Genomic DNA, 20,440 nt, shown 5'->3' on the forward strand with positions numbered 1-20,440 from the left:
CACATGAGAACAAAACTCAAGAAACAGGCCGTCTGGGCTTCATTGGCCACGGCACTGAGCCTGACCGCAACCTGCCCGTGCAGGGGTGCGGTGACTTTACTTCATAACTGCTTCGGTGCACCGCAAGCCTACACCACGTCGTTCGATCATGAATTTTCGTCCAGCGAAAATATCGCCAATCATGACTATGATGTGCCTAATCATCTGGTCGGCAATGGCCCGGTGATAGTGGCCAACTGCGACTGTCCCGGAAATTTGTTTTCATCAAGCATGGTCTATGAAAAAACGTTTGCCGGGAGTCCGCTGAGTCCGGGAACAAACGGATACGGCTATTTGACCGAAAAGATTGATGCCGATATCACCGCCTACGCGGATGCAATCAACTCTCCGGACGGCACTTCATTGACCCCGATAGCTGTCAATGAATACCCGACGTCCAGAAGTAATATGCGTAACACGACCGAGAATGCACTCGCCAAAACGGAGGGAGATGCCAACGTTTGCAGTAGTGACAGCCAGCCGAGTAATGCCGCTACAGTAAAGCGTAATTTCCGCTGGAACGTCGTTGCGATCCTGCTTCACGTTAAAAAAACCATCCTGGGTGAAGAGGTGATCCCTTCGACGATCGTCGCGCAAAACTATTCCTGTCTTTATTTCGGCTCGGGGGGAAGCTGCGATCCAGGGCAGGCTGACCAGGTCTCTGATATCTGGTTTGGCGGCACACTATCTGCGCCGCTAAGCTGCATCATCAACGCCGGCAGCACCATTGAGGTGGAGTTTGGCGGCATTGTCAGCAAGCAATTCGTCATCAAGGGGCAACCGCCAAAACGTTATGCCCTCAAAAACGTTGATATTGCCTATCACTGTGATGATAACGCAGTGGGAAACACGGACCGGATAAAGCTTACGCTCACAGCAGATCAGGGCGTGGTGGACAGCAGTACACCGTACATTGCAAAACTTCTGGACAGGAACGATCTCGGGGTGCGTATATATGATGAAAACAGTCAGAACGTTGCGCTGGACGGTACCTATGAGTTTCCGGTGACGATGGACGAGCAGGGAAACGGTGTGGTCAAAATTCAGGCTGCGCCGGTCGGCACAACGAATGCCCCCCCTGCCCCGGGCCGCTTTGAAGGTAACGTAACGGTGAAGATGGACCTTCGATAATTGAAATACCCTCAGGTTGACGCCGCAGCCTGAGGGTAATCAGAACAATCAGAAGCCGAGGCTGTCCAGCAGATCGTCGACCTGATCCTGGCTTGCCACAACGCCCGCCTTGCTGGCGTCGAGCTGTGGACCATTGAGCAGGCTTTCGTTCTCGCGTTTTGGACGGGCTGCTGGTTCCGGAATGTTCTCCAGCAGAACCATCAGCAGCTGACGCTCAATCTCCTGGATAACATCCATCATGCGCTTGATCACCTGACCGGTCAGGTCCTGGAAATCCTGCGCCATCATGATGTCCAGCAGCTGGGCGTTGGTGAAGCTGGTGTGCCCCGGCACATCACCCAGGTACTGACGGGTATCCGTCACCAGCTCACGGGCATCCGCCAGCTCGATAGGGTTCTCAAACCACTCGTCCCAGCGTTTGCTCAGCGCTTTCGCCCCCTTTTCCATCGCATCCTGGTGCGGCTGTGACGCTTCAACGCTGTTCAGCGCACGTTCCGCGGCCTGAGCGGTCATCTGCACAACGTAGTCCAGACGATCGCGGGCATCAGGAATGGCTTCCGCCGCTTCGGCAATCGCCTGATCCAGACCCAGCTCACGCAGGCTGTCACGCAGCATGCGCGTCAGGCTGCCGATGCGGACGATAATATCGCTCGGCGAGTGTTCTTCAACGGGTTTCATAGCAGGTTGCAACATTTCCATCACCTCACATGCCGAGTTTCTCGAAGATCTTACCGAGCTTCTCTTCCAGGGTTGCCGCGGTGAATGGCTTCACCACATAGCCGCTTGCGCCCGCCTGTGCAGCGGCGATGATGTTCTCTTTTTTCGCTTCTGCAGTAACCATCAGAACCGGCATAGACGCCATTCCGGCATCGGCACGAATGGTTTTCAGCAGTTCCAGACCGTCCATGTTTGGCATGTTCCAGTCGGAGATAACAAAACCAAACCCGCCAGCCTGCAGTTTGTTCAGCGCATCAACGCCGTCTTCTGCTTCTTCAACGTTGTTGAAGCCCAGCTCTTTCAGCAGGTTGCGCACGATGCGACGCATGGTGGAAAAGTCATCCACAACCAAAAACTTAAGCTCTTTATCCGCCATAAAATAATACTCCTGAGTCAAATACGTATTGCCTGTCCGGCACTGATTTTCGCCAGCATCTGCTGGCTTACCTGGCTAAGATCGACCACTTCGCTCACGCCACCCATATTGATGGCCTCGCGCGGCATGCCGAACACCACACAACTTGCTTCATTCTGCGCAATCGTCCAGGCGCCAGCCTGGTGCATTGCAAGCATTCCGGCGGCACCATCGTTGCCCATCCCCGTCAGGATCACCCCAACGGCGTTGCGCCCCGCATGTTTCGCCACCGAATGAAACAGCACATCCACCGACGGACGGTGCCGGTTGACCGGCGGTCCGTCATGAATTTTGATTTGATAGTTAGCACCGCTGCGCGCCAGCTCCATATGCTTGTCGCCCGGGGCGATATAGGCATGTCCCGGGAGCACGCGCTCGCCGTCTTCCGCCTCTTTCACGCTGATCTGGCACAGCTTGTTCAGGCGTTCGGCGAACGAACGGGTAAAGCCTGGCGGCATATGCTGCGTGATCAGAATACCAGGACTTGAAAGCGGCAATGGCTGGAGTACATGACGAATTGCCTCTGTTCCTCCGGTTGACGCCCCAATGACCAGCAGTTTTTCCGAGCTGAGTAAGGGACCGGCCTTCAGGGTCGCAGGCGCAGCCATCGGCGTGTGGGCGGCAAGCTTCGCACGCGACGCGGTGCGGATCTTCTCGGCGATCATTTCGCTGTACGCCAGCATCCCCTCGCGAATGCCGAGCTGAGGTTTGGTGACAAAATCCACCGCCCCCAGTTCCAGCGCGCGCAGGGTAATTTCCGATCCTTTTCCGGTCAGGGAGGAGACCATTACCACCGGCATGGGCCGAAGCCGCATTAATTTTTCGAGGAAATCTATGCCATCCATGCGCGGCATCTCGACATCCAGCGTTAGCACGTCGGGGTTATATTTTTTAATTAAATCCCGCGCTACCAGAGGATCGGGCGCAGTGGCCACCATCTCCATGTCGCTGTGGCTATTGATAATTTCAGTCATGATCTGACGCATCAGCGCTGAATCATCGACAGACAACACCCTGATTTTACTCATGCTTTTTCCTTACTCAGCGCATACACCGTTTGCCCACGCAGGCTAAACTCACGCGCGAGGTTGCTGAAGTTTTCCGAGTGCCCGGCAAACAGTAAACCGTCAGGCTTGAGCAACGGAACAAACCGACGCAGAATGTCCTGTTGCGTCGTTTTATCAAAATAGATCATGACGTTACGGCAAAAAATGGCGTCGAACGGCCCCGGCACGTTGTACTGCTTATCCAGCAGGTTAACGGGCGCGAATTCGACGCAGTTCGCCAGCTCCTGGCGTACGCGCACCAGGCCTTCATGCGGGCCCGTCCCGCGCATGAAATAACGCTGGAGCTGCTGCGGCGACAGCGTTTTCAGTTCATCCTGGCGATAAACGCCGTTACGCGCCTTCTCCAGCACCTCGGTATCGATATCGCTGGCGTAGACCTTCCAGCGTCCGGGTGCCATTCCCAGCGTGTCGGCAAGAGTGATCGCCAGCGAGTACGGCTCTTCACCCGTCGAGGCGGCAGCGCTCCATACGCGATACTCCCCGGTGCGACGGCGGGCGTGCTCGGCCAGAACCGGGAAGTGGTGAGCTTCACGGAAAAACGCCGTCAGGTTGGTGGTTAACGAGTTAATAAAAGCCTGCCACTCTGCGCTGTTCTGGTTCGCCTCGAGCATGCTCAGATAGCGGCCAAAATCATCCAGCCCCAGCGTACGCAAGCGCCGCACCAGACGGTTGTAGACCATGTCCCGCTTATGATCCGCAAGCACGATCCCCGCACGCTGGTAGATTAACTGACATATCCGACGAAAATGCGCGTCGGACAGCGCGAGGCGCTGTGTCATCTGCAACAATAATGACGTTTGCCCAGGGGGCATTGGTGATGTCATAGCGCCTTCTTAATTACATTCAGGATACAACTGGCACGGCCTGCGACCGCCCGACTTCTGTTACTGCTTCAACGTGCTCTTTCACATTAAACACCGCGACCAGTCCGGTCAGACGATCCGCCTGGCTGGCCAGCTGATCGGTTGCCGCTGCCGCTTCCTCAACTAACGAGGCGTTCTGTTGCGTCACCTTATCCATCTGGCTGACGGCCAGGGCAACCTGCTCAATCCCGCGACGCTGTTCGTCCGACGCCGAGGCGATCTCGCCCATGATGTCGTTGACCCGCGTCACGGAGGTGACGATCTCGTGCATGGTTTTCGCCGCCGTATCCACAAGGGTTGAGCCCTGCTGAACGCGCGAGACCGACTCTTCGATCAGCACCTTAATCTCTTTCGCCGCGTTGGCGCTGCGGCTCGCCAGGTTACGCACTTCCCCCGCCACCACCGCAAATCCGCGCCCTTGCTCACCGGCGCGCGCCGCTTCCACGGCGGCATTCAGCGCCAGAATGTTGGTCTGGAACGCGATACCGTCAATCACGCTGATGATGTCACCAATTTTCTGCGAGCTGGTGGCAATCTCCTGCATGGTGCTGGCGACATGGGACGCCTGGTCCCCGCCTTTCTTTGCCGTCATCGCCGCCTGTTTTGACAGGTCAGACGCCTGACGCGCGTTATCGGCGTTCTGACCTACCGTCGCGGTCAGTTGCTCCATGCTGGCCGCCGTCTGCGCCAGCGAGGCCGCCTGCTGCTCGGTGCGGGACGAGAGATCGTTGTTACCCGCTGCAATCTCAGAGATCCCGGTGTGCATGGCATAACTGCCCTGCCGCACGTCGCTCACCGTTTCCCGCAGCGATCCCTGCATCGCCTTCAGGCTGGCAAAGATCGCCGAAATTTCGTTCTTGCCGAACACCCCCACCGGACGCGCCAGGTCCCCTTTCGCAATACTGTCGAAGTGGCTGCTGATAATGGCCAGCGGCTGCACAATCATTCTGCGCGACCAGAGCAGCGCGGCACCGGTCAGCAACCCTGCCACAATCACCACCACGGCAAAGATGACGCCCGACATGTGATAACTTTGGCGGCTCTGGTCACCGGCACGTTGAACAGACTGGTTAATATCCTGCTGCCATGCGTTAAAGCTGCCGTCAAACGCCGCCTGCGAGGCCTGAACCGGTGCGGTCATAAAGTCCGAAAGCTGGTTGTTCTCAAGCCACGTCGCCTGGTGGTCCAGATTGCTGTACCACTGCTCAAAGTTCGTCTTCATGGCGGTCTTCAGCGCCTTCTCTTTCTCGCTGTCGGCGGCCTGCGCCGTAAAGGCTTTAAACTGTGCGTCAGCCTGTTTCAGGCTGTCGCGCGCGTTGGCCATCAGCGCTTTAATGTCATCCGGCGGATAACTCAGCGCGGTTAAGGTTCCCGCCTTGTTCAGCGCAGTGCTTGCCTGCAACAGCACGGCACGCGTTTGTGCCAGTGCGGAGCGCTGCTGATTACTCGCCTCAACTTCCTGCAAATTCTGATAGCCATCGCGAAACGCCCAAAAAGACAACCCGTTACTGCCAACCTGCAACACACCGCAAAGGATCAGAATCAAAAACAGTGTGGTCGAGATACGAATACGATTTAACATCCACGCTCCCATCAAGCGGCAAGCAGCCGCGGTTTAATTGTCAGTCAAAATGTTTCCCAGTTTTCATCTTGTCCGGTCGTCGCGGTACGCGTACGGAGTGCAGCCTGTTCAGCGGCTGGCGCGCGATACGTCGCCTGCGGGGTGACCGTGTTTCCAGCGAGTGAAGCGAGACGAAACGCCGAGACGGCCATCTTGAGACGGCTCGCCTGGTCTTCCAGGGCAGCGGCCGCCGCAGCGGACTCCTGCACCAGCGCGGCGTTTTGCTGTGTCACGCGATCCATTTCCGATACCGCCAGGGCAACCTGGTCGATACCACGACTCTGCTCATCGGACGCAGAGGCGATTTCACCCATGATGTCCGTCACGCGGGTGACGGCATTCACGATGTCATTCATGGTCTCCCCTGCGCTTTCCACCAGCACGGAGCCGGTATCCACGCGGGAGACGGAATCTTCAATCAGGGACTTGATCTCTTTTGCCGCGTTGGCGCTGCGGCTGGCCAGGTTGCGTACTTCCCCGGCCACCACGGCAAACCCGCGCCCCTGTTCGCCCGCGCGCGCCGCTTCCACGGCGGCGTTTAGCGCCAGAATGTTGGTCTGGAAGGCAATGCCGTCAATGACGCTGATGATGTCGGCGATTTTCTTCGAGCTGTCGGCGATTTCGTGCATGGTTTTCACCACGCCATCCACCACGCGGCCGCCGCGCTGCGCCGTCTCGGAGGCGCTTTCCGCCAGCTGAGACGCCTGGCGGGCGTTATCGGCGTTCTGCTTCACGGTCGCGGTGAGCTGCTCCATGCTGGCGGCCGTCTCTTCCAGGGCGGAAGCCTGCTGCTCGGTGCGGGATGAGAGATCGTTATTCCCCATCGCAATTTCGCTGGTGCCGGTGTAGATAGCCTCCGACCCGTTGCGCACGTTGGCGACGGTTTCGATTAACGAACGCTGCATATGGTCAACGCTGTTTGCCAGCTCGGTGATCTCATTGCGCCCGGAAACGGTCAGCGTTTTGGTCAGGTCACCGCCGGCAATTTCGCGAATGTGGGCAATGACGCGGCCGAGAGGGTTCAGCAGGATATGGCGAATGCCGTACCAGACCGCAACCAGCACAATAACCAGCGCCAGCGCCAGCACCGCCATCTGCCATTTCGCAAAGCGGTAGTCATTCTGGCTTGCAGTAAAGGCCGAGTGATAGAGATCGCCACTGGCCTTCGCGTATTCCCCCAACGCTACGCCGAGCGCGTTTTGCATCCCCTGCGTCGGCTGCGCGAAATAGGCGTCCATATTGCCGCTCTCCAGGAACTGAATCAGCTCTGCCAGACCGGCATGGTAAGCGTTGTATTTTTCGTCAATGTTCTGGCTCACCTGCTCCATCGCAGGCTGTGGGGTAATCTTTTTAAAGGCGTCGTAATGTTTAGCGGCGTCAGCGAGGGTGGCACGGGCATTTTTCAACAGATCGGTTTTGGCGCTGCTCTGCTGATTGTTGGGGTCCATCATCATGCGCGCGGACGAGCGGCTAAGGTTGATACGCGTTTGCAGCATCAGATCCCACGTCGACGTGAGTTCACTCTGCTGCAGGCGGAGATCGTTCGAGGCCGCGAAGCTATCCTGGTTCTGTTTTAATGACGAGAAAAAAAGCCCGCCGGAGATGAGCTGAAGAAGTGCGAAAATGACCAGCACCATCATGAGCATTGTGACAACGCGGATACGGTTCAACATACAACACCTTCTCATAGATTTATTAACGGTGTTATCGGCACAGCCCAGAGGAACTTTACATTTGCGAAAGGGAAAAGCGCGGGGTTAAAACGCCACGTCGACAATCAGCGTGTCGGTGTAGGTTCCGGCGGGCGGCGTGGCCTGATTGGTCAGGACCTTCGCGGTGTAGTTGTAGGTGCGCAGTAAACCGTCGGTACTGACCTGGGACGATACCGCGCTGGACCAGCGCTCGCTGCCGCTGCCGCCCCAGCGGTTACCGGTGGCTTCCTTATAGATGTCGTAGCTCATGGCGTTGCTGCCGCTCACCATCCGCCGCACGTTGTTCAGCGCGTTGGCACCGTTATTAATGCCGATGGTATACGAACTTCCTTTGGTACAGGTGACGGCAATCGCCTGTGAAACGGTGGGGAAACTTTGCACCAGCGGCGCGCTGTTGAAGCTCACATCTGGCGTGGTCATGGCGCTGCAGTCGTTGGTGACGGTCATATCCAGAAGGATGGTGGTTGTCGCGGTTCCCGTCTGGTTGATTGAGCAAAGGCCGAGCGCGCCCACGGAGCAGACGCTGTAGTTAATGCTGAAGGTTAACTGCACCTGATATGGCCCGGCAGTGACGTTTTGCCCGGCGACGGTGCGGAAATAGAGCGGAATGTTGTACTGCTTTGACCCCAGCAACCCCAGCAGGGTACTCCCGCTCCAGGTATACGATTTACTTATCTGTACCTCGCTGCTGCTCGCGCATCCCGATAACCCGCACAGCCGGGTGGGGATCACGTCGGTGATGGCCGCGTTATCCGTGCGTTTCATCGTGGCCCGGCTGCTGCCCGAAACCGATGCCGCAGTGTAGGTCAGCGTTACCGAGTCGCTGGTCAGCAGATTCAGTACGGCATCGCAGGCCACCACCAGCGTTCCGGTGGTTTGAACTTCCCCGCTTCCGCCGAGCGCGAATGAGGTGACGCTGCCAAACGACGCATTAACCGTACTGACGGTACACGCCGCCCAGCCGCCGCCGGAGAACAGCAGCAGGATCAACAGCAGCAGGCGCGTCATGGCTCCCCCCGACAAACCAGCGGCCCGTAGGTTTTCAGCTTGTGCTCCGGATTGGCCCCCACGGTCAGGGTAGTCTTGCAGCGCCTCCCGTCAGGTGCGATCACCTCCAGCGGGTTCACGTCGCTGAGATTTTCCAGCCAGGCGATGCCGTCATACCCCACCACCGCATTGCTGCGCGAGGCGCGTCGAACCTGGCTTCCCACCGGCAACGCCTTCCCGTTCGTATCATGCAGAATGACGCTTGCCACCCGCTCCTGCTCCATCGGGAAATCGACCAGATAGCCGCTGTGACGGCGGATTGCGATCCGGCGCTCGGTCTCTTTCAGACGGGTATCCGCCGGCAGATTCAGGGTATCAATCCGGTAGCTGGCCGGGTAATACGCCGACACCCCGCTCACCAGCAGGTAGCCGTTATTATTGGTTTTACCGACGGGCTGGTTCTCATAGCTGACGGGCACGTCCGGGTGGCCGTCGGTGCTGATGACCACAAACGCATCGTTAATCTTATTCGCCGCGAACAGCTCGCCGTCCATAAGCACAATGGCGCCCATCGCCTCGCCCCACCAGGTCATGGTATCCCTTTCGCCATAGCCGCCGCCCTGCAGCTCAATGTTGTTATTGCGCCAGCCCAGCGTACCCTGTTGATAATCACTGGATCTTGACTGGTTGGCCCAGGCCATGTTCCAGCTGAACCCACCGTCAGAAGGCATGGAGTGGTTATAGTTAATGCGCTGGGTACTGCCGGCATTCGGGGTATTTTCAACGGTGACGGCAGCGCTGTCGCGAGCCCCCAGCGGCACCTGCAGCGACAGCGCGACCGTCCAGTCTCCCCGCTGCCGATCCCGGCTGCCGGCCAGGTAAATGCTGCTCGCCCCCCACAGGTTGCGGCTCCAGGAGAGATTGAGCAGCTCGGTTTTTTGGCTGTCAAAACTCTCCACGCCGATCCAGGCCGCACCGATGTTGCCGTACCGTCCCAGATTGAAGGTCAGAGAATACTGGTCCGTGTTACGACTAAAGCTGGCGATGGGCTTATCGTTTTCGTCATACACCGTCGGCTGGTCGTAGAGGGCCAGATTGCCAAAGCCGCGATCGCGACGGGTGTGCTGGGTGGCGACGCTAAACTCGCTGGTACTGTACTGGTAACCCCAGTTGATTTGCCCGCCCGCATCACCGCGCATGCGGCTCTGCGAGTAAGCGGTATTCACCACGCCAAACTGGCCGAGTTTTATCACCGTCCCCGCGCCGCCCAGCGCCAGCTCCTGCGCCGCTTCCGCGTGGCCCTCCAGCGTAAGCCAGTCCGTCACCCCGTAGCGATACGAGCCGCTGCCTGCCGCCGAGCCGTAGTCAAAATTCTTGATACCGTAATTACGCCGCAGGCTGCCGAGCGTCACGGCACCATCGCTCAGCCCTTGTTTAAGCAGGTCGCTGGTGACGTAAAACGGGAGCGTGGTGCTCACCTGGCGCCCCAGCGCATCCGTTGTGACCAGTACCGCATCCCCGGCGCCGTTGATATAGGGCAGATTAGTCAGGGTGAAGGGGCCAGGCTGAAGCTGCGTTGAGCCGGAGCGATAGCCGTTGATAAAAAGATCGACCGAGGTGGGTACCGCGGCTTCCCCTGCGAACTCGGGCAGCGGCCATGTCACCAGGTCAGGACGCAGGGAGAAATCCCGCCCGACGCTTATCCCCCCCATCCGCACGCTGGAGCTCCAGCTCAGCGCATCGCTGATCACGTCCCCGGCGCTCCAGCTCATCGCGTCATCTTCGTTGGTGAACAGCAGGGTCGTGTCATAGCGGACATACCCTTCCTGCTGTCCGTCGTTACCGGTGAAATTTTCCCGCGCGTAACCGGTCGAGGAAAACGAGCCGTTTTCGTTGAAGTAGCGGAACTCATGCCAGATCGACGCCTGACCGCCGATATGTTCCGTGTGGTTGGTGTAGAGATCGTAATTCAGCAGCGCGCCGCGCCCGTAGTGCGGTTTGGCCTGCGCCGCTTGCGCGCTGAAAGGCGTCACGCGGGCCGTCACCCAGTCGCGGGGAACGGTCAGCAGCAGGCGCTGCGCGGCGCTGTCGTACTCCACCCGAACCTGAGCAAGCGAGGAGAGATTTACCTCTCCGGTGGGAACATGCGCCGGGGGCAGCCCCGCGCGCAGCAAATCGGCGCTGGAGATAAAGAAAGCGCCTTTACGCTGCGTCACGGGCACGACCAGGCCGGTGTCGTAGTGATTGACCACGATGGCCAGCTGGAAAACCGCTTCATCATTTATCGCCTGCGCCTGGGGAGGCGGCGGTAAACTGTCGTCGCCGGGCCCGGCCAGAGTCGCGGAACTGACGCATAGCAGTAACATCATCGCCGGCTTCAGTTGACGGGCGTCGACTGCCATTGTTCGTCCCTGGCATTAATCTGCGCGCTCATCCGCTCTGGCTGACGAACGCCAGCGGGTATAGGCCAGCTGCGGGTGCTGCCCGGCAGGACGTAACCCAGCAATCCTTCCGCCACCGTACGTTTCTGACCTCCCTGCTCCAGCGCCACCTGGCTCAGCCTGACGTGGACATCCCCCCGATTTTTAACCTCCAGCGCAGGCTTATCCTCCGCCTGCGTCACCCGCCAGCTCAGGTTTTGGGTCTCCGCCAGCGCGTGATGCGCGCCCTCTTTGATGGTCGGGATCCCCTGCCCATATACGAACAGAGGGATGGAGTAACGCATCTGCAATTTCAGGCCGATGGCGGGTTCGGTTTTGGCATCTGGCTGGGGGATTTCATCGACGATAATGCGATAGGCCTGTTCGACCCCTGCGGGAACCGAAGCCTGTTTGATAAGCCGAATAAGCTGCTTGCTGCCTGTGCCAATCGTGACGATGGGCGGGCTGGCGACCACGTCCTGCTGCGCGGTATAGCGCTCGTGTCCGTCCTCCTGCTTCCAGCGCACGATGCGAACCTGCATCGTCGTGGCGCTGTTTCCCTGGTTCTGGATCCACAGTTCCGTGGCGTTGGCGTCTGCAGCAAGCCAGGGATCGATCGGCCAGAGCAGGATGGTGGCCGCCGCCTGCGCCTGGCCAGCACCCGCCATTCCCAACGCGCCCGCCAGACAAACCGGTCTGAAAAATGGCTTCATCAACACTCTCCCTTTATTACCATGACAAGGTCACGGTGAGCTGATCGGAATAGGTTCCCGCCGGGCTAAACCCGGTCAGTAGCGCCACGCCAAAAAGCGGCAGCGCGATGTTATTGCTGTTGGTATAGGTCACCGCTATCGCCTGGTTGACGCCAATTTCGCTGTTCGCGGCCAGCGAGCTGCTGCTGTAGAGCCGGTATGGCACCATCTCGGCGCCGTTAGCACGCTTCATGCGGCGAACGGATGAATAATTTTGACCGCCATTAATGCTCATGCTCAGCGCCACGCCTGGCGTACAGGCAATAGACAACGCCCCGTTTGGCACAAAGCTGGTGCTCACCGGCGCGCTCTCGACGCCGTTATGGCTGCCAAAGTCCAGCGTACCGAGAAGCCCTCCGCTACCGGTGGCCACCGCGCATCCCGGGACAATCGTCGCGCTGACCTTAAACGACTGGGATGTCACCGCATCCGCCGTGGGCATCATGAGCAATCCGACGATCAGCGCGAAAAAAGGCTGCACGCGTCCCTCTGCGCGTTTGCGCAGACCTGTGAGAGATGCCTTCATGGCGGTTCGGGACTAGTAGGTGACGCTGACGTTAATCGTGTCTGTGTAGGTTCCCGGAACGACCGTCACGCTGTTACCGCCGCCGGTAATCCGTCCGTAGAGGGTGTAACTGTCCACCCCTCCGGCCGTAGACGCGATCGGCAGCGCGGCGTTATTGGCAATAACGGTATTAAACCCGCTGTCGCTGTACAGGCTGTAAGCCACGCCCTGTGCCGCGTTGGCCGTATTCACCAGATAGCGTTCAGGCGTGCCCGGCGAACCGACAACGGAGCCGGGCGCGGTGGAGTGGGTATTACCGGTGATCGCGACCGTATAGCTGGCGGTCGTGCATTGAATGGTGAAGGTGTTTCCGCCGCTGGCGCCGCTCAGCTGCGTCGTAAGCGTGGAGAAGGTAGCCGGATGGGTACCGAAATCGAGCGTACCGAAGTTGATGCCACTTTGCGCGGGCGATCCGTTTATCAGACACCCGTTTGTCAGCGTCAGCGTCGCGCCTATAGTGCCGCTGCTGGTGACGGCCAGCGCCTGATGGGCCATTGTCGCAGTCAGTAAGGTGCCTGCGCCGATCAAAAGAAGTTTTCTTTTCATTTACCACCCTCCAGAAGACGTCTCCGTTCCCTTGCCACATTTTATTTTTGTCGTTCAAGATGTTAGCCCCGCTTAACGTTCCTCAGAGGGGGTTACTGAGAATTTAGTTTACGGATATCGCTTCGACCACCTGCCCCTTAACGCATAAGGCATATGTCTTATTGACTAAATTTCATTATAAATAACAGTAAGTTAAATAAATTCAGGCAGCGTTTTTTTTATATCAGGGGAGAATATATCCATTAAAGTGTGACGACGATCACAATATATCGTCGGCGTATTAACAACAAAATTAATAAAACTTAAAAAGGAGTTGTATCCCCCTACACTTTGCGTCAATTTATGTGCCGAATAATTTCCCGCATCGTAATAAAAAATTTATATGTATTGATGCGGGCTACATCTGAAGCGCATAGAGGGTCTTTTTTCGTGGCAAGTGCAAACAAACTCACACTCTTCATCGTGATATTCATGCTGGCGGGTATTCTTTCAGGGGCAGCAATTCATGAGTATGCATCTGCGGATGCCATCAAAGCCTGGTCGGATAATATTACCCTTCTGACCGATATTTTCCTCCGTCTGATCAAAATGGTCATTGCACCGTTGGTCTTCAGCACGCTCACCGTCGGCATTATGAAGCTGGGCGAAACCTCCACCATTGGCCGCGTTGGCGGCAAAGCGATGGTGTGGTTTATCAGCTCATCCGTGCTCTCTATCTTGGTTGGCCTGTTTATCGTCACGCTGGAGCATCCGGGAAGCGGTCTGAACCTGACGGTTCCGACAGAAGCAGTGGATACCGGCCTGGCCGTGGGCGGCATGACGCTGAAAGCGTTCCTGTCGCACACCATTCCGACCAGTATCGCGGGGGCGATGTCGAACAATGAGATCCTGCAGATTGTGGTGTTCTCGATGTTCTTCGGCATCGGCGGCGCGTCGCTGGGGCAGAAATTCAACGCCCCGCTGGTGGCCGCGCTGGATGTGGTTTCCCATATCATGCTGAAGGTCACAGGTTACGTGATGTACGTTGCGCCGCTGGCCATTTTCGCGGCGATTTCATCCGTTATTGCCACGCAGGGTCTGGGCATTCTGCTGAACTACGCCTCCTTTATTGGCGGTTACTATGTTGCCATTCTTCTCACCTGCATGGTGCTGCTGGCCGTGGGTTACATGGTGCTGAAAAAAGAGGTGTTTCGCCTGGTGAGCATGCTGAAAGATCCGGTTCTGGTGGCGTTTACCACCAGCAGCTCTGAAGCCGCCTACCCGAAAACGCTGGAGCAGCTGGAGCGTTTTGGCTGCTCGCGCAACATCGCCTCTTTCGTTCTGCCGATTGGCTACTCCTTCAACTTGGTGGGTTCGATGGTGTACTGCTCATTCGCCTCAATGTTTATCGCGCAGGCGTACAACATTCATCTGAGCTTCTCGGAGGTGACGGTGCTGATGCTGACTCTGATGCTGGCGTCGAAAGGGATTGCGGGCGTACCGCGTTCTTCACTGGTGGTGCTGGCAGCAACCATTCCGAGCTTTAATATTCCGGTGGCGGGGATTCTGCTGCTGATGGGGATCGACCACTTCCTGGATATGGGCCGTTCAGCAATTAACGTGCTGGGGAATGGGATCGCAACCGCAATGCTGTCGCAGAATGAAGGCGCGCGGGAAGCAGAAGCAGAAGCAGAAGCAGAAGCAGAGCTGTTAAAGCAGGAAGCGTAAGGTGAAAAAAAGGGTGAGGCCTGATGCCCTCACCCCTGCCCTCTCCCACAGAGAGAGGGAGCAAACACAAAAAACGGCAACCTGGGTTGCCGTTTTGCATTTACCTACGCTACGTGACTCGCGGCGATATCCAGCAGCGCCATCTCATCGCTGTTCAGCAGCTTCTCAATGTTCACCAGAATCAGCATACGCTCGCCGAGCGCGCCCAGTCCGGTCAAATATTCGGTCGACAGCGTGACCGCAAACTCCGGTGCAGGACGAATTTGGTCAGAGGTCAGGGAAAGCACATCAGATACGCCATCCACCACGATACCTACCACGCGCTGCCCCAGATTCAGAACGATCACCACGGTATTGTCGTCGTAGTCAACGTCGCCCTGGCTGAACTTCACGCGCAGGTCCACGATTGGCACAATGACGCCACGCAGGTTGGTGACACCTTTAATAAATGCAGGCGTGTTAGCGATGCGGGTAACCTGGTCGTAACCACGAATTTCCTGCACTTTCAGGATATCGATGCCGTACTCCTCATCGCCTAAAGTGAATACCAGGAATTCCTGCCCTGATGGCTCGCCCGCCAGTTTCGTTACATTACTCATACCGGTCATGTTATTACCTTCTACTTAATCAGGCGGCTGTGTACGCCACACGTTGTTCACGATTTAATCCCTGAAGCGCCGACACATCGACGATCAGCGCCACGCTACCATCACCCAGAATGGTGGCGGCAGAAATACCCGGCACTTTGCGGTAGTTGCTTTCGAGGTTCTTCACTACCACCTGGTGCTGGCCAATCAGCTGATCGACCAGCAGCGCGTAGCGGCGGCCCGCGCTTTGCAGGATCACAACGATGCCCTGCGTGGCCTCTGTCTTCGCCCCGTCCACTTCGAACACTTTCCACAGTTCCACCAGCGGCAGGTACTCACCGCGCACTTCGAGGACGCGTTCGCCGCCCGCCAGCGGATGCAGATCTTCTTCACGCGGCTGCAGGGATTCCATCACGGCGTTCAGCGGCAGGATAAAGACTTCGTCCGCCACTTTGACTGACATGCCGTCGAGGATCGCCAGCGTCAGCGGCAGCAGGATGCGAATGGTGGTGCCGGAACCCTGTTTAGACTGGATCTCAACGTGGCCGCCCATCTCCTGGATGTTACGTTTCACCACGTCCATGCCTACGCCGCGTCCAGACACGTCAGTCACCTGCTCCGCGGTAGAGAAGCCCGGCGCGAAGATCAGCATGCCCACTTCTTCGTCGGTCATGTTGTCATTGACCGCCATCCCCTGCGAAATCGCTTTTGCCAGGATGCGCTCGCGGTTAAGACCGGCGCCGTCGTCGGTCACTTCGATGCAGATGTTCCCGCCCTGGTGTTCCGCAGAGAGGATCAGGTTACCGACCGGCGATTTTCCGGCGGCAATGCGGTTTTCCGGCAGTTCGATACCGTGGTCGAGGCTGTTACGCACCAGGTGCGTTAACGGGTCGATAATGCGCTCGATCAGGCTCTTATCCAGTTCGGTTGAGCTGCCCATCAGGGTCAGTTCAATCTGTTTATTCAGCTTGCTTGCAAGGTCGCGAACCAGACGCGGGAAGCGGCTGAAGACATATTCCATCGGCATCATACGAATGGACATGACCGATTCCTGCAGGTCGCGGGCGTTACGCTGCAGCTGACCCATGCTGGTGATCAGATCGCCGTGCGTGACCGGGTCCAGTTCGTTAGATCGCTGGGCCAGCATCGACTGGGTGATCACCAGTTCGCCAACCAGGTTAATCAGCTGGTCGACCTTCTCAACGGCAACGCGGATGCTGGTTGACTCGCTGGAGCGCGCGGCAGGTTTCTCCCCACGTCCAGGTGCCGCGGCCTCTTTTGGCACGGCCTTCAGCGCCGGGGCCGCAGGGGCCACAGCCGGTGCGGCGGCCTGAGCGACAACGGCCACCTCTTCCGTAGCGGCAGGGGCGTCAACCTCAGCCGTTTCGGTTTCGAAGGCGATCTGGTCAGCTTCAATCACAAAGCACAGTACCGCCACGATATCGTCCTGGCCAATACCGTCATCAAGCGTCGCGGCAAGGCTGTCTTTGCCTTTGACCACGTTGCTTAATTTCGCCAGGTTACCCAGCTCTTCTTCCAGCAGGTTAACTTCGTTCTCTTTGAGGCGTGACAGCACAACGCGCAGTTTGCCCGCTTGTGCAGCGGCTGGCGCGGCCTCGTCGGCAGCAACCGCATCGACAACGCTCAGTTTCGCCGCAGGGACAACGGCTGCAGCGACCTCACCTTTTGCTTCCAGGGCGAGCTGGCGCAGCGCATTGCAGATGTATTCAAAGCTGGCGGCATCAGGCTCTGCCGAACTTTTATAGGCGTCGAGCTGTTCCTGCATAATATCTTTGGTTTCCAAAAACAGGTTGATAATGTCGGTATTGAGCTGCATCTCACCGCGTCGTGCTTCATCAAGCAGGTTTTCCATTAAATGGGTTGTTTCCTGCAGGATGGTAAATCCAAACGTTCCGGCTCCGCCTTTAATAGAGTGCGCCGCACGGAAGATGGCATTGAGCTGCTCGGAGTCCGGTGCTTCGGGCACCAAATCGAGCAAGTGTTGCTCCATATCGGCCAACAATTCGTCGGCTTCATCAAAGAATGTCTGGTAAAAATCGCTAATATCCATGCTCACGCTATCACCTCGGATTGGCTGGTGGCGATGTTGGAACGGCAGCCGAAGGAACGGCCCCAGGCTGTTTTAAATCGTCCAGTGACTCATTCTGACTTTCGGCGTTTTCATGCAGGATGGCCTGCTCCGCCTGCTGGTTCAGCACTAAAAGACTGATACGACGGTTGATGGCATCATCCGGCCCGCGGTCGGAAACGCGCATGGTTGCGGCCATGCCGACTACGCGCAGTACCTTGCCATCATCAAGCCCACCTACCACCAGCTCGCGACGCGAGGCGTTGGCACGATCGGCAGAAAGCTCCCAGTTGCTGTATCCCTTCTCCCCACTGGCGTACGGGAAATCATCCGTGTGTCCTGACAGGCTGATTCGGTTAGGAATGCCGTTCAGCACCGGAGCAATAGCACGCAGAATGTCGCGCATGTACGGTTCAACTTCCGCACTTCCGGTTTTAAACATTGGTCGGTTCTGGCTGTCAATAATCTGAATACGCAGCCCTTCCTGCACCAGGTCGATCTTCAGATGCGGGCGCAGCGCGCGCAGTTTCGGATCCGCTTCAATCAGCTGATCGAGATCGCCACGCAGTTTCTTCAGGCGCGCCTGCTCCATCTTTCTTTTCAGCTCGTCGATGTTCGGCTCTTTTTTCACCTCACCCTTCTGCTGGGTGTAATCATCGCCGCCGCCCGGGATCGGGCTGTCGCTGTTAGAGATTCGCGGCCCACCGGTTACCGCCGTTGCCAGCGGCGTGCGGAAATATTCGGCAATCTGGATCAGTTCTTTTGGGCTGGAGATGGAGATCAGCCACATCACCAGAAAGAACGCCATCATTGCAGTCATAAAGTCGGCGTACGCAATTTTCCACGAGCCGTGTGCGCCATGCCCGCCGCCCTTGTGCTTGCGTTTTTTTACGATGACGATCGGATGGGACTGGTTTTTCATGCGTCCTCAGTTGTCGTCTGTTGGTTTGGGTTTTTCACCGCACGCACGTGTTCTTCAAGCTCGATAAACGACGGACGCTCGCTGGAGTAAAGCGTTTTACGGCCAAACTCAACCGCGATCGGTGGCGCGTAACCGTTGAGATTAGAGAGCAGCGTGATCTTCACGCACTGCATCATTTTGGTGGTTTCCGCGCTCTTCTGGCGCAGAACGCTCGCCAGCGGAGAGATAAAGCCGTACGCCAGCAAAATACCGAGAAAAGTTCCCACCATCGCGTGGGCAATCAGCGCACCCAGCTCGGCTGCCGGACGGTCTGCCGAGGCCAGAGCGTGAACCACGCCCATTACTGCGGCAACGATACCGAATGCCGGAAGCGAGTCGCCGACCAGCGCCAGGCTGTTGGCCGGCACTTCAGATTCGCTTTCGTGGGTTTCGATCTCTTCGTCCATCAGCGCTTCGATTTCGAAGGTATTCATGTTGCCGCTGATGATCAGTCGCAGATAGTCGACGATGAAATCCAGCATCATGGCGTCAGCAAGAATGCGCGGATAGCTGGCAAAAATTTCGCTCTCTTTCGGGTTTTCAATATCCCGTTCAAGGGAGAACATGCCCTGCTGACGCGACTTCGCCATCAGGCGATAGAGCAGTGCCAGCAGATCCATATACATGCTTTTGGTGTATTTCGAGCGACGGAACAGCAACGGAATCGCTTTCAGCGTGCCCTTGATCGATTTACCGTTGTTGCCAACGATAAAAGCCCCTACCCCTGCGCCGCCGATGATAATAAGTTCAGCCGGTTGATAGAGTGCTCCAAGGTGCCCGCCGGTCATCATGTAACCGCCGAAAACTGTACCGAGAACTACCAGGTAACCTAATAAGATAAGCACGACATCATCCTTCCGCTAGTGACTATGGCAAGGACGTCCAGCTCGCAGCGTTTACCGTTTGCGGGGTAAAAAAAAGCAGCGGTAATTGCTTACCGCTGCTGGAATTTTTCCCACACGTTCGGGTTAAACAGCTTGTTCGATCTGTTCATCCAGCAGTTGTGGAATAATATCGGCAGCATCCCGGGAAAGTTTACGTCTTTTTACTGCGCGGGATGGAGGCTGACATAAACTACAGGCGAAGCTGCCTGCAGGTTGATGAGCATGGGTAATAAAATTGCCGTCGCAGCAGTTGCAGCGCGACAGTTCAAGCATTCCGCTCTCAACAAAACGCACCAGCGTCCATGCGCGGGTCAGCGCCAGCAGAGGGCCTTCTTCCTGCTGTGGGCATTGTTCAAGGTAAAGTTTGTACGCTTTGATCACGGCGTCAACGCCGCTACACAAACCGGTTTTGAGAAGATACTGCCAGGCATTACAGAACATGGAAGCATGAATATTCTGCTCCCACGTCATAAACCAGTCGGTAGAAAACGGCAGCATGCCTTTCGGCGGGGGACTACCACGTAACTCTTTGTACAGTTTGATAAGACGACCACGGCTCAGTTGAGTCTCGCTTTCCAGCATTTGTAAACGAGCACCCAGTGTAATCAGCTCCATGGCCAACTGTATGTCACGCGCTTCCTGAACAATGCTTTTCTCGCTCATTGCTAGGCCCTTTTCTTACGGGCTACGTCATCAGGCTGGCTGATTTCGTTAAGCAAGCGAGTGGAAAGAAGAATACCGGTATGGATCTGTTGAAGATCGTCCACACGGGATTCCTGCGTCAGACGCGTTATTGTCTGTGAATCATCGAAACGGAACTGGCAAACCAGTTGATTCGTTTCAGCCAGTTTAACCATCTGCGGGAGGGTTAAACCGCCCAGCATGGTTGCCATTTCTTCGTTAATACCCAGACGAAACATCGCGGACGCCTTGTCCTGACTAATCAAACGCTGCGCGAGCAGTAAATACGACAAATTGATGTCATAGATATGTTTTAGCAACTCGGATGTATGCATTGTTCCCATCCCGAATAACCAACTATTATTTTTATGCGGAAAGACCGCACCCCGTGATGTCGCCGGGAAATCACCCGGTATAAAAAAGAAAAGGCTAAATGCATAGTTGAATTTAGGTTTGTATTCACTGAAACCGTAAGAGAGAAACCGCGAATGCGTCTCTTACATGATTTATCATTTCTTACAAATAACTAAGATTTTTCCTAATTCGACGCAAACTCTACTCGTCAGTTTTGCCACATACAATCCAGCCACCCTCAAATTTAAAAAAAATGTGATCCACATCACACAATTTAAGTGAATATGACCCATAAATCCATCAGTATGACTTGTAATTTGTTCAATATTTAGCCAATCGGTA

At 56.7% G+C, this 20,440-nt stretch carries 19 protein-coding genes; 2 read left to right on the forward strand and 17 right to left on the reverse strand.

Annotated features, from left to right (window positions below):
* Positions 1–3: 3 nt before the first annotated feature.
* Positions 4–1,170 carry a fimbrial protein gene (locus tag F0320_RS13250; protein ID WP_126330171.1) on the forward strand — a complete coding sequence of 389 codons (1,167 nt, stop codon included), beginning with the start codon at positions 4–6 and terminating at the stop codon, positions 1,168–1,170.
* Between the two features lie 48 nt (positions 1,171–1,218).
* On the opposite strand, the gene cheZ is transcribed toward F0320_RS13250, so the two are convergent.
* The 11 genes from cheZ to F0320_RS13305 all read right to left on the reverse strand — a co-directional run bounded on the left by cheZ (position 1,219) and on the right by F0320_RS13305 (position 12,835).
* Positions 1,219–1,863, reverse strand: a complete 645-nt coding sequence (gene cheZ, locus F0320_RS13255; protein WP_023312251.1) for a protein phosphatase CheZ — start codon at positions 1,861–1,863, stop codon at positions 1,219–1,221.
* A gap of 10 nt (positions 1,864–1,873) precedes the next feature.
* A complete protein-coding gene (gene cheY, locus F0320_RS13260; protein WP_008500431.1) occupies positions 1,874–2,263 on the reverse strand; it encodes a chemotaxis response regulator CheY in 390 nt (129 codons plus the stop codon).
* Positions 2,264–2,280: 17 nt separating this feature from the next.
* A complete protein-coding gene (locus F0320_RS13265) occupies positions 2,281–3,330 on the reverse strand; it encodes a protein-glutamate methylesterase/protein-glutamine glutaminase (protein ID WP_008500430.1) in 1,050 nt (349 codons plus the stop codon).
* A complete protein-coding gene (gene cheR / locus F0320_RS13270) occupies positions 3,327–4,193 on the reverse strand; it encodes a protein-glutamate O-methyltransferase CheR (RefSeq protein WP_014884342.1) in 867 nt (288 codons plus the stop codon). Before cheR ends, F0320_RS13265 begins: the two co-directional genes overlap by 4 nt.
* A gap of 19 nt (positions 4,194–4,212) precedes the next feature.
* Entirely contained in the window at positions 4,213–5,814 is a 1,602-nt protein-coding gene (gene tap, locus F0320_RS13275) for a methyl-accepting chemotaxis protein IV (RefSeq protein ID WP_126330173.1), read from the reverse strand.
* A 44-nt stretch (positions 5,815–5,858) separates the two neighbouring features.
* Positions 5,859–7,526, reverse strand: a complete 1,668-nt coding sequence (gene tar / locus F0320_RS13280; protein ID WP_126330175.1) for a methyl-accepting chemotaxis protein II — start codon at positions 7,524–7,526, stop codon at positions 5,859–5,861.
* An 84-nt stretch (positions 7,527–7,610) separates the two neighbouring features.
* Complete coding sequence (locus F0320_RS13285) at positions 7,611–8,573, reverse strand: Csu type fimbrial protein (protein WP_126330177.1); 963 nt, start codon at positions 8,571–8,573, stop codon at positions 7,611–7,613.
* Entirely contained in the window at positions 8,570–10,954 is a 2,385-nt protein-coding gene (locus F0320_RS13290) for a fimbria/pilus outer membrane usher protein (protein WP_126330179.1), read from the reverse strand. Before F0320_RS13290 ends, F0320_RS13285 begins: the two co-directional genes overlap by 4 nt.
* The gene (locus tag F0320_RS13295) at positions 10,930–11,685 is read right to left on the reverse strand and encodes a fimbrial biogenesis chaperone (RefSeq protein ID WP_126330181.1); all 756 of its coding nucleotides are present in this window, start codon (positions 11,683–11,685) and stop codon (positions 10,930–10,932) included. The genes F0320_RS13290 and F0320_RS13295 overlap by 25 nt, the downstream gene beginning before the upstream one ends.
* Positions 11,686–11,701: 16 nt before the next feature.
* On the reverse strand, positions 11,702–12,250 hold the full coding sequence (locus tag F0320_RS13300) for a Csu type fimbrial protein (protein ID WP_126330183.1): 549 nt from the start codon (positions 12,248–12,250) through the stop codon (positions 11,702–11,704).
* A 12-nt stretch (positions 12,251–12,262) separates the two neighbouring features.
* On the reverse strand, positions 12,263–12,835 hold the full coding sequence (locus F0320_RS13305) for a Csu type fimbrial protein (protein ID WP_045404424.1): 573 nt from the start codon (positions 12,833–12,835) through the stop codon (positions 12,263–12,265).
* A gap of 429 nt (positions 12,836–13,264) precedes the next feature.
* Here F0320_RS13305 and F0320_RS13310 point away from each other — a divergent pair, with 429 nt between their 5' ends.
* On the forward strand, positions 13,265–14,542 hold the full coding sequence (locus F0320_RS13310) for a dicarboxylate/amino acid:cation symporter (RefSeq protein WP_149323931.1): 1,278 nt from the start codon (positions 13,265–13,267) through the stop codon (positions 14,540–14,542).
* A 104-nt stretch (positions 14,543–14,646) separates the two neighbouring features.
* Here the strand turns inward: F0320_RS13310 and cheW are convergent, their stop codons facing one another.
* From cheW to flhD, 6 genes are all read right to left on the reverse strand, one after another.
* A complete protein-coding gene (cheW, locus tag F0320_RS13315) occupies positions 14,647–15,150 on the reverse strand; it encodes a chemotaxis protein CheW (protein WP_023312262.1) in 504 nt (167 codons plus the stop codon).
* Between the two features lie 19 nt (positions 15,151–15,169).
* Positions 15,170–17,206, reverse strand: a complete 2,037-nt coding sequence (gene cheA / locus F0320_RS13320) for a chemotaxis protein CheA (RefSeq protein WP_126330187.1) — start codon at positions 17,204–17,206, stop codon at positions 15,170–15,172.
* A 4-nt stretch (positions 17,207–17,210) separates the two neighbouring features.
* A complete protein-coding gene (motB, locus tag F0320_RS13325) occupies positions 17,211–18,140 on the reverse strand; it encodes a flagellar motor protein MotB (RefSeq protein ID WP_047652349.1) in 930 nt (309 codons plus the stop codon).
* A complete protein-coding gene (gene motA, locus F0320_RS13330) occupies positions 18,137–19,024 on the reverse strand; it encodes a flagellar motor stator protein MotA (protein ID WP_008500417.1) in 888 nt (295 codons plus the stop codon). The genes motB and motA overlap by 4 nt, the downstream gene beginning before the upstream one ends.
* Before the next feature lie 123 nt (positions 19,025–19,147).
* Entirely contained in the window at positions 19,148–19,726 is a 579-nt protein-coding gene (gene flhC, locus F0320_RS13335; protein WP_013096051.1) for a flagellar transcriptional regulator FlhC, read from the reverse strand.
* A 2-nt stretch (positions 19,727–19,728) separates the two neighbouring features.
* Positions 19,729–20,079 (reverse strand): flagellar transcriptional regulator FlhD, encoded by a 351-nt coding sequence (flhD, locus tag F0320_RS13340; protein ID WP_008500415.1) that lies wholly within the window; start codon positions 20,077–20,079, stop codon positions 19,729–19,731.
* Positions 20,080–20,440: the final 361 nt, after the last annotated feature.

It is taken from the genome of Enterobacter dykesii (assembly GCF_008364625.2).
GTDB classification, from domain to species: Bacteria; Pseudomonadota; Gammaproteobacteria; order Enterobacterales; family Enterobacteriaceae; genus Enterobacter; species Enterobacter dykesii.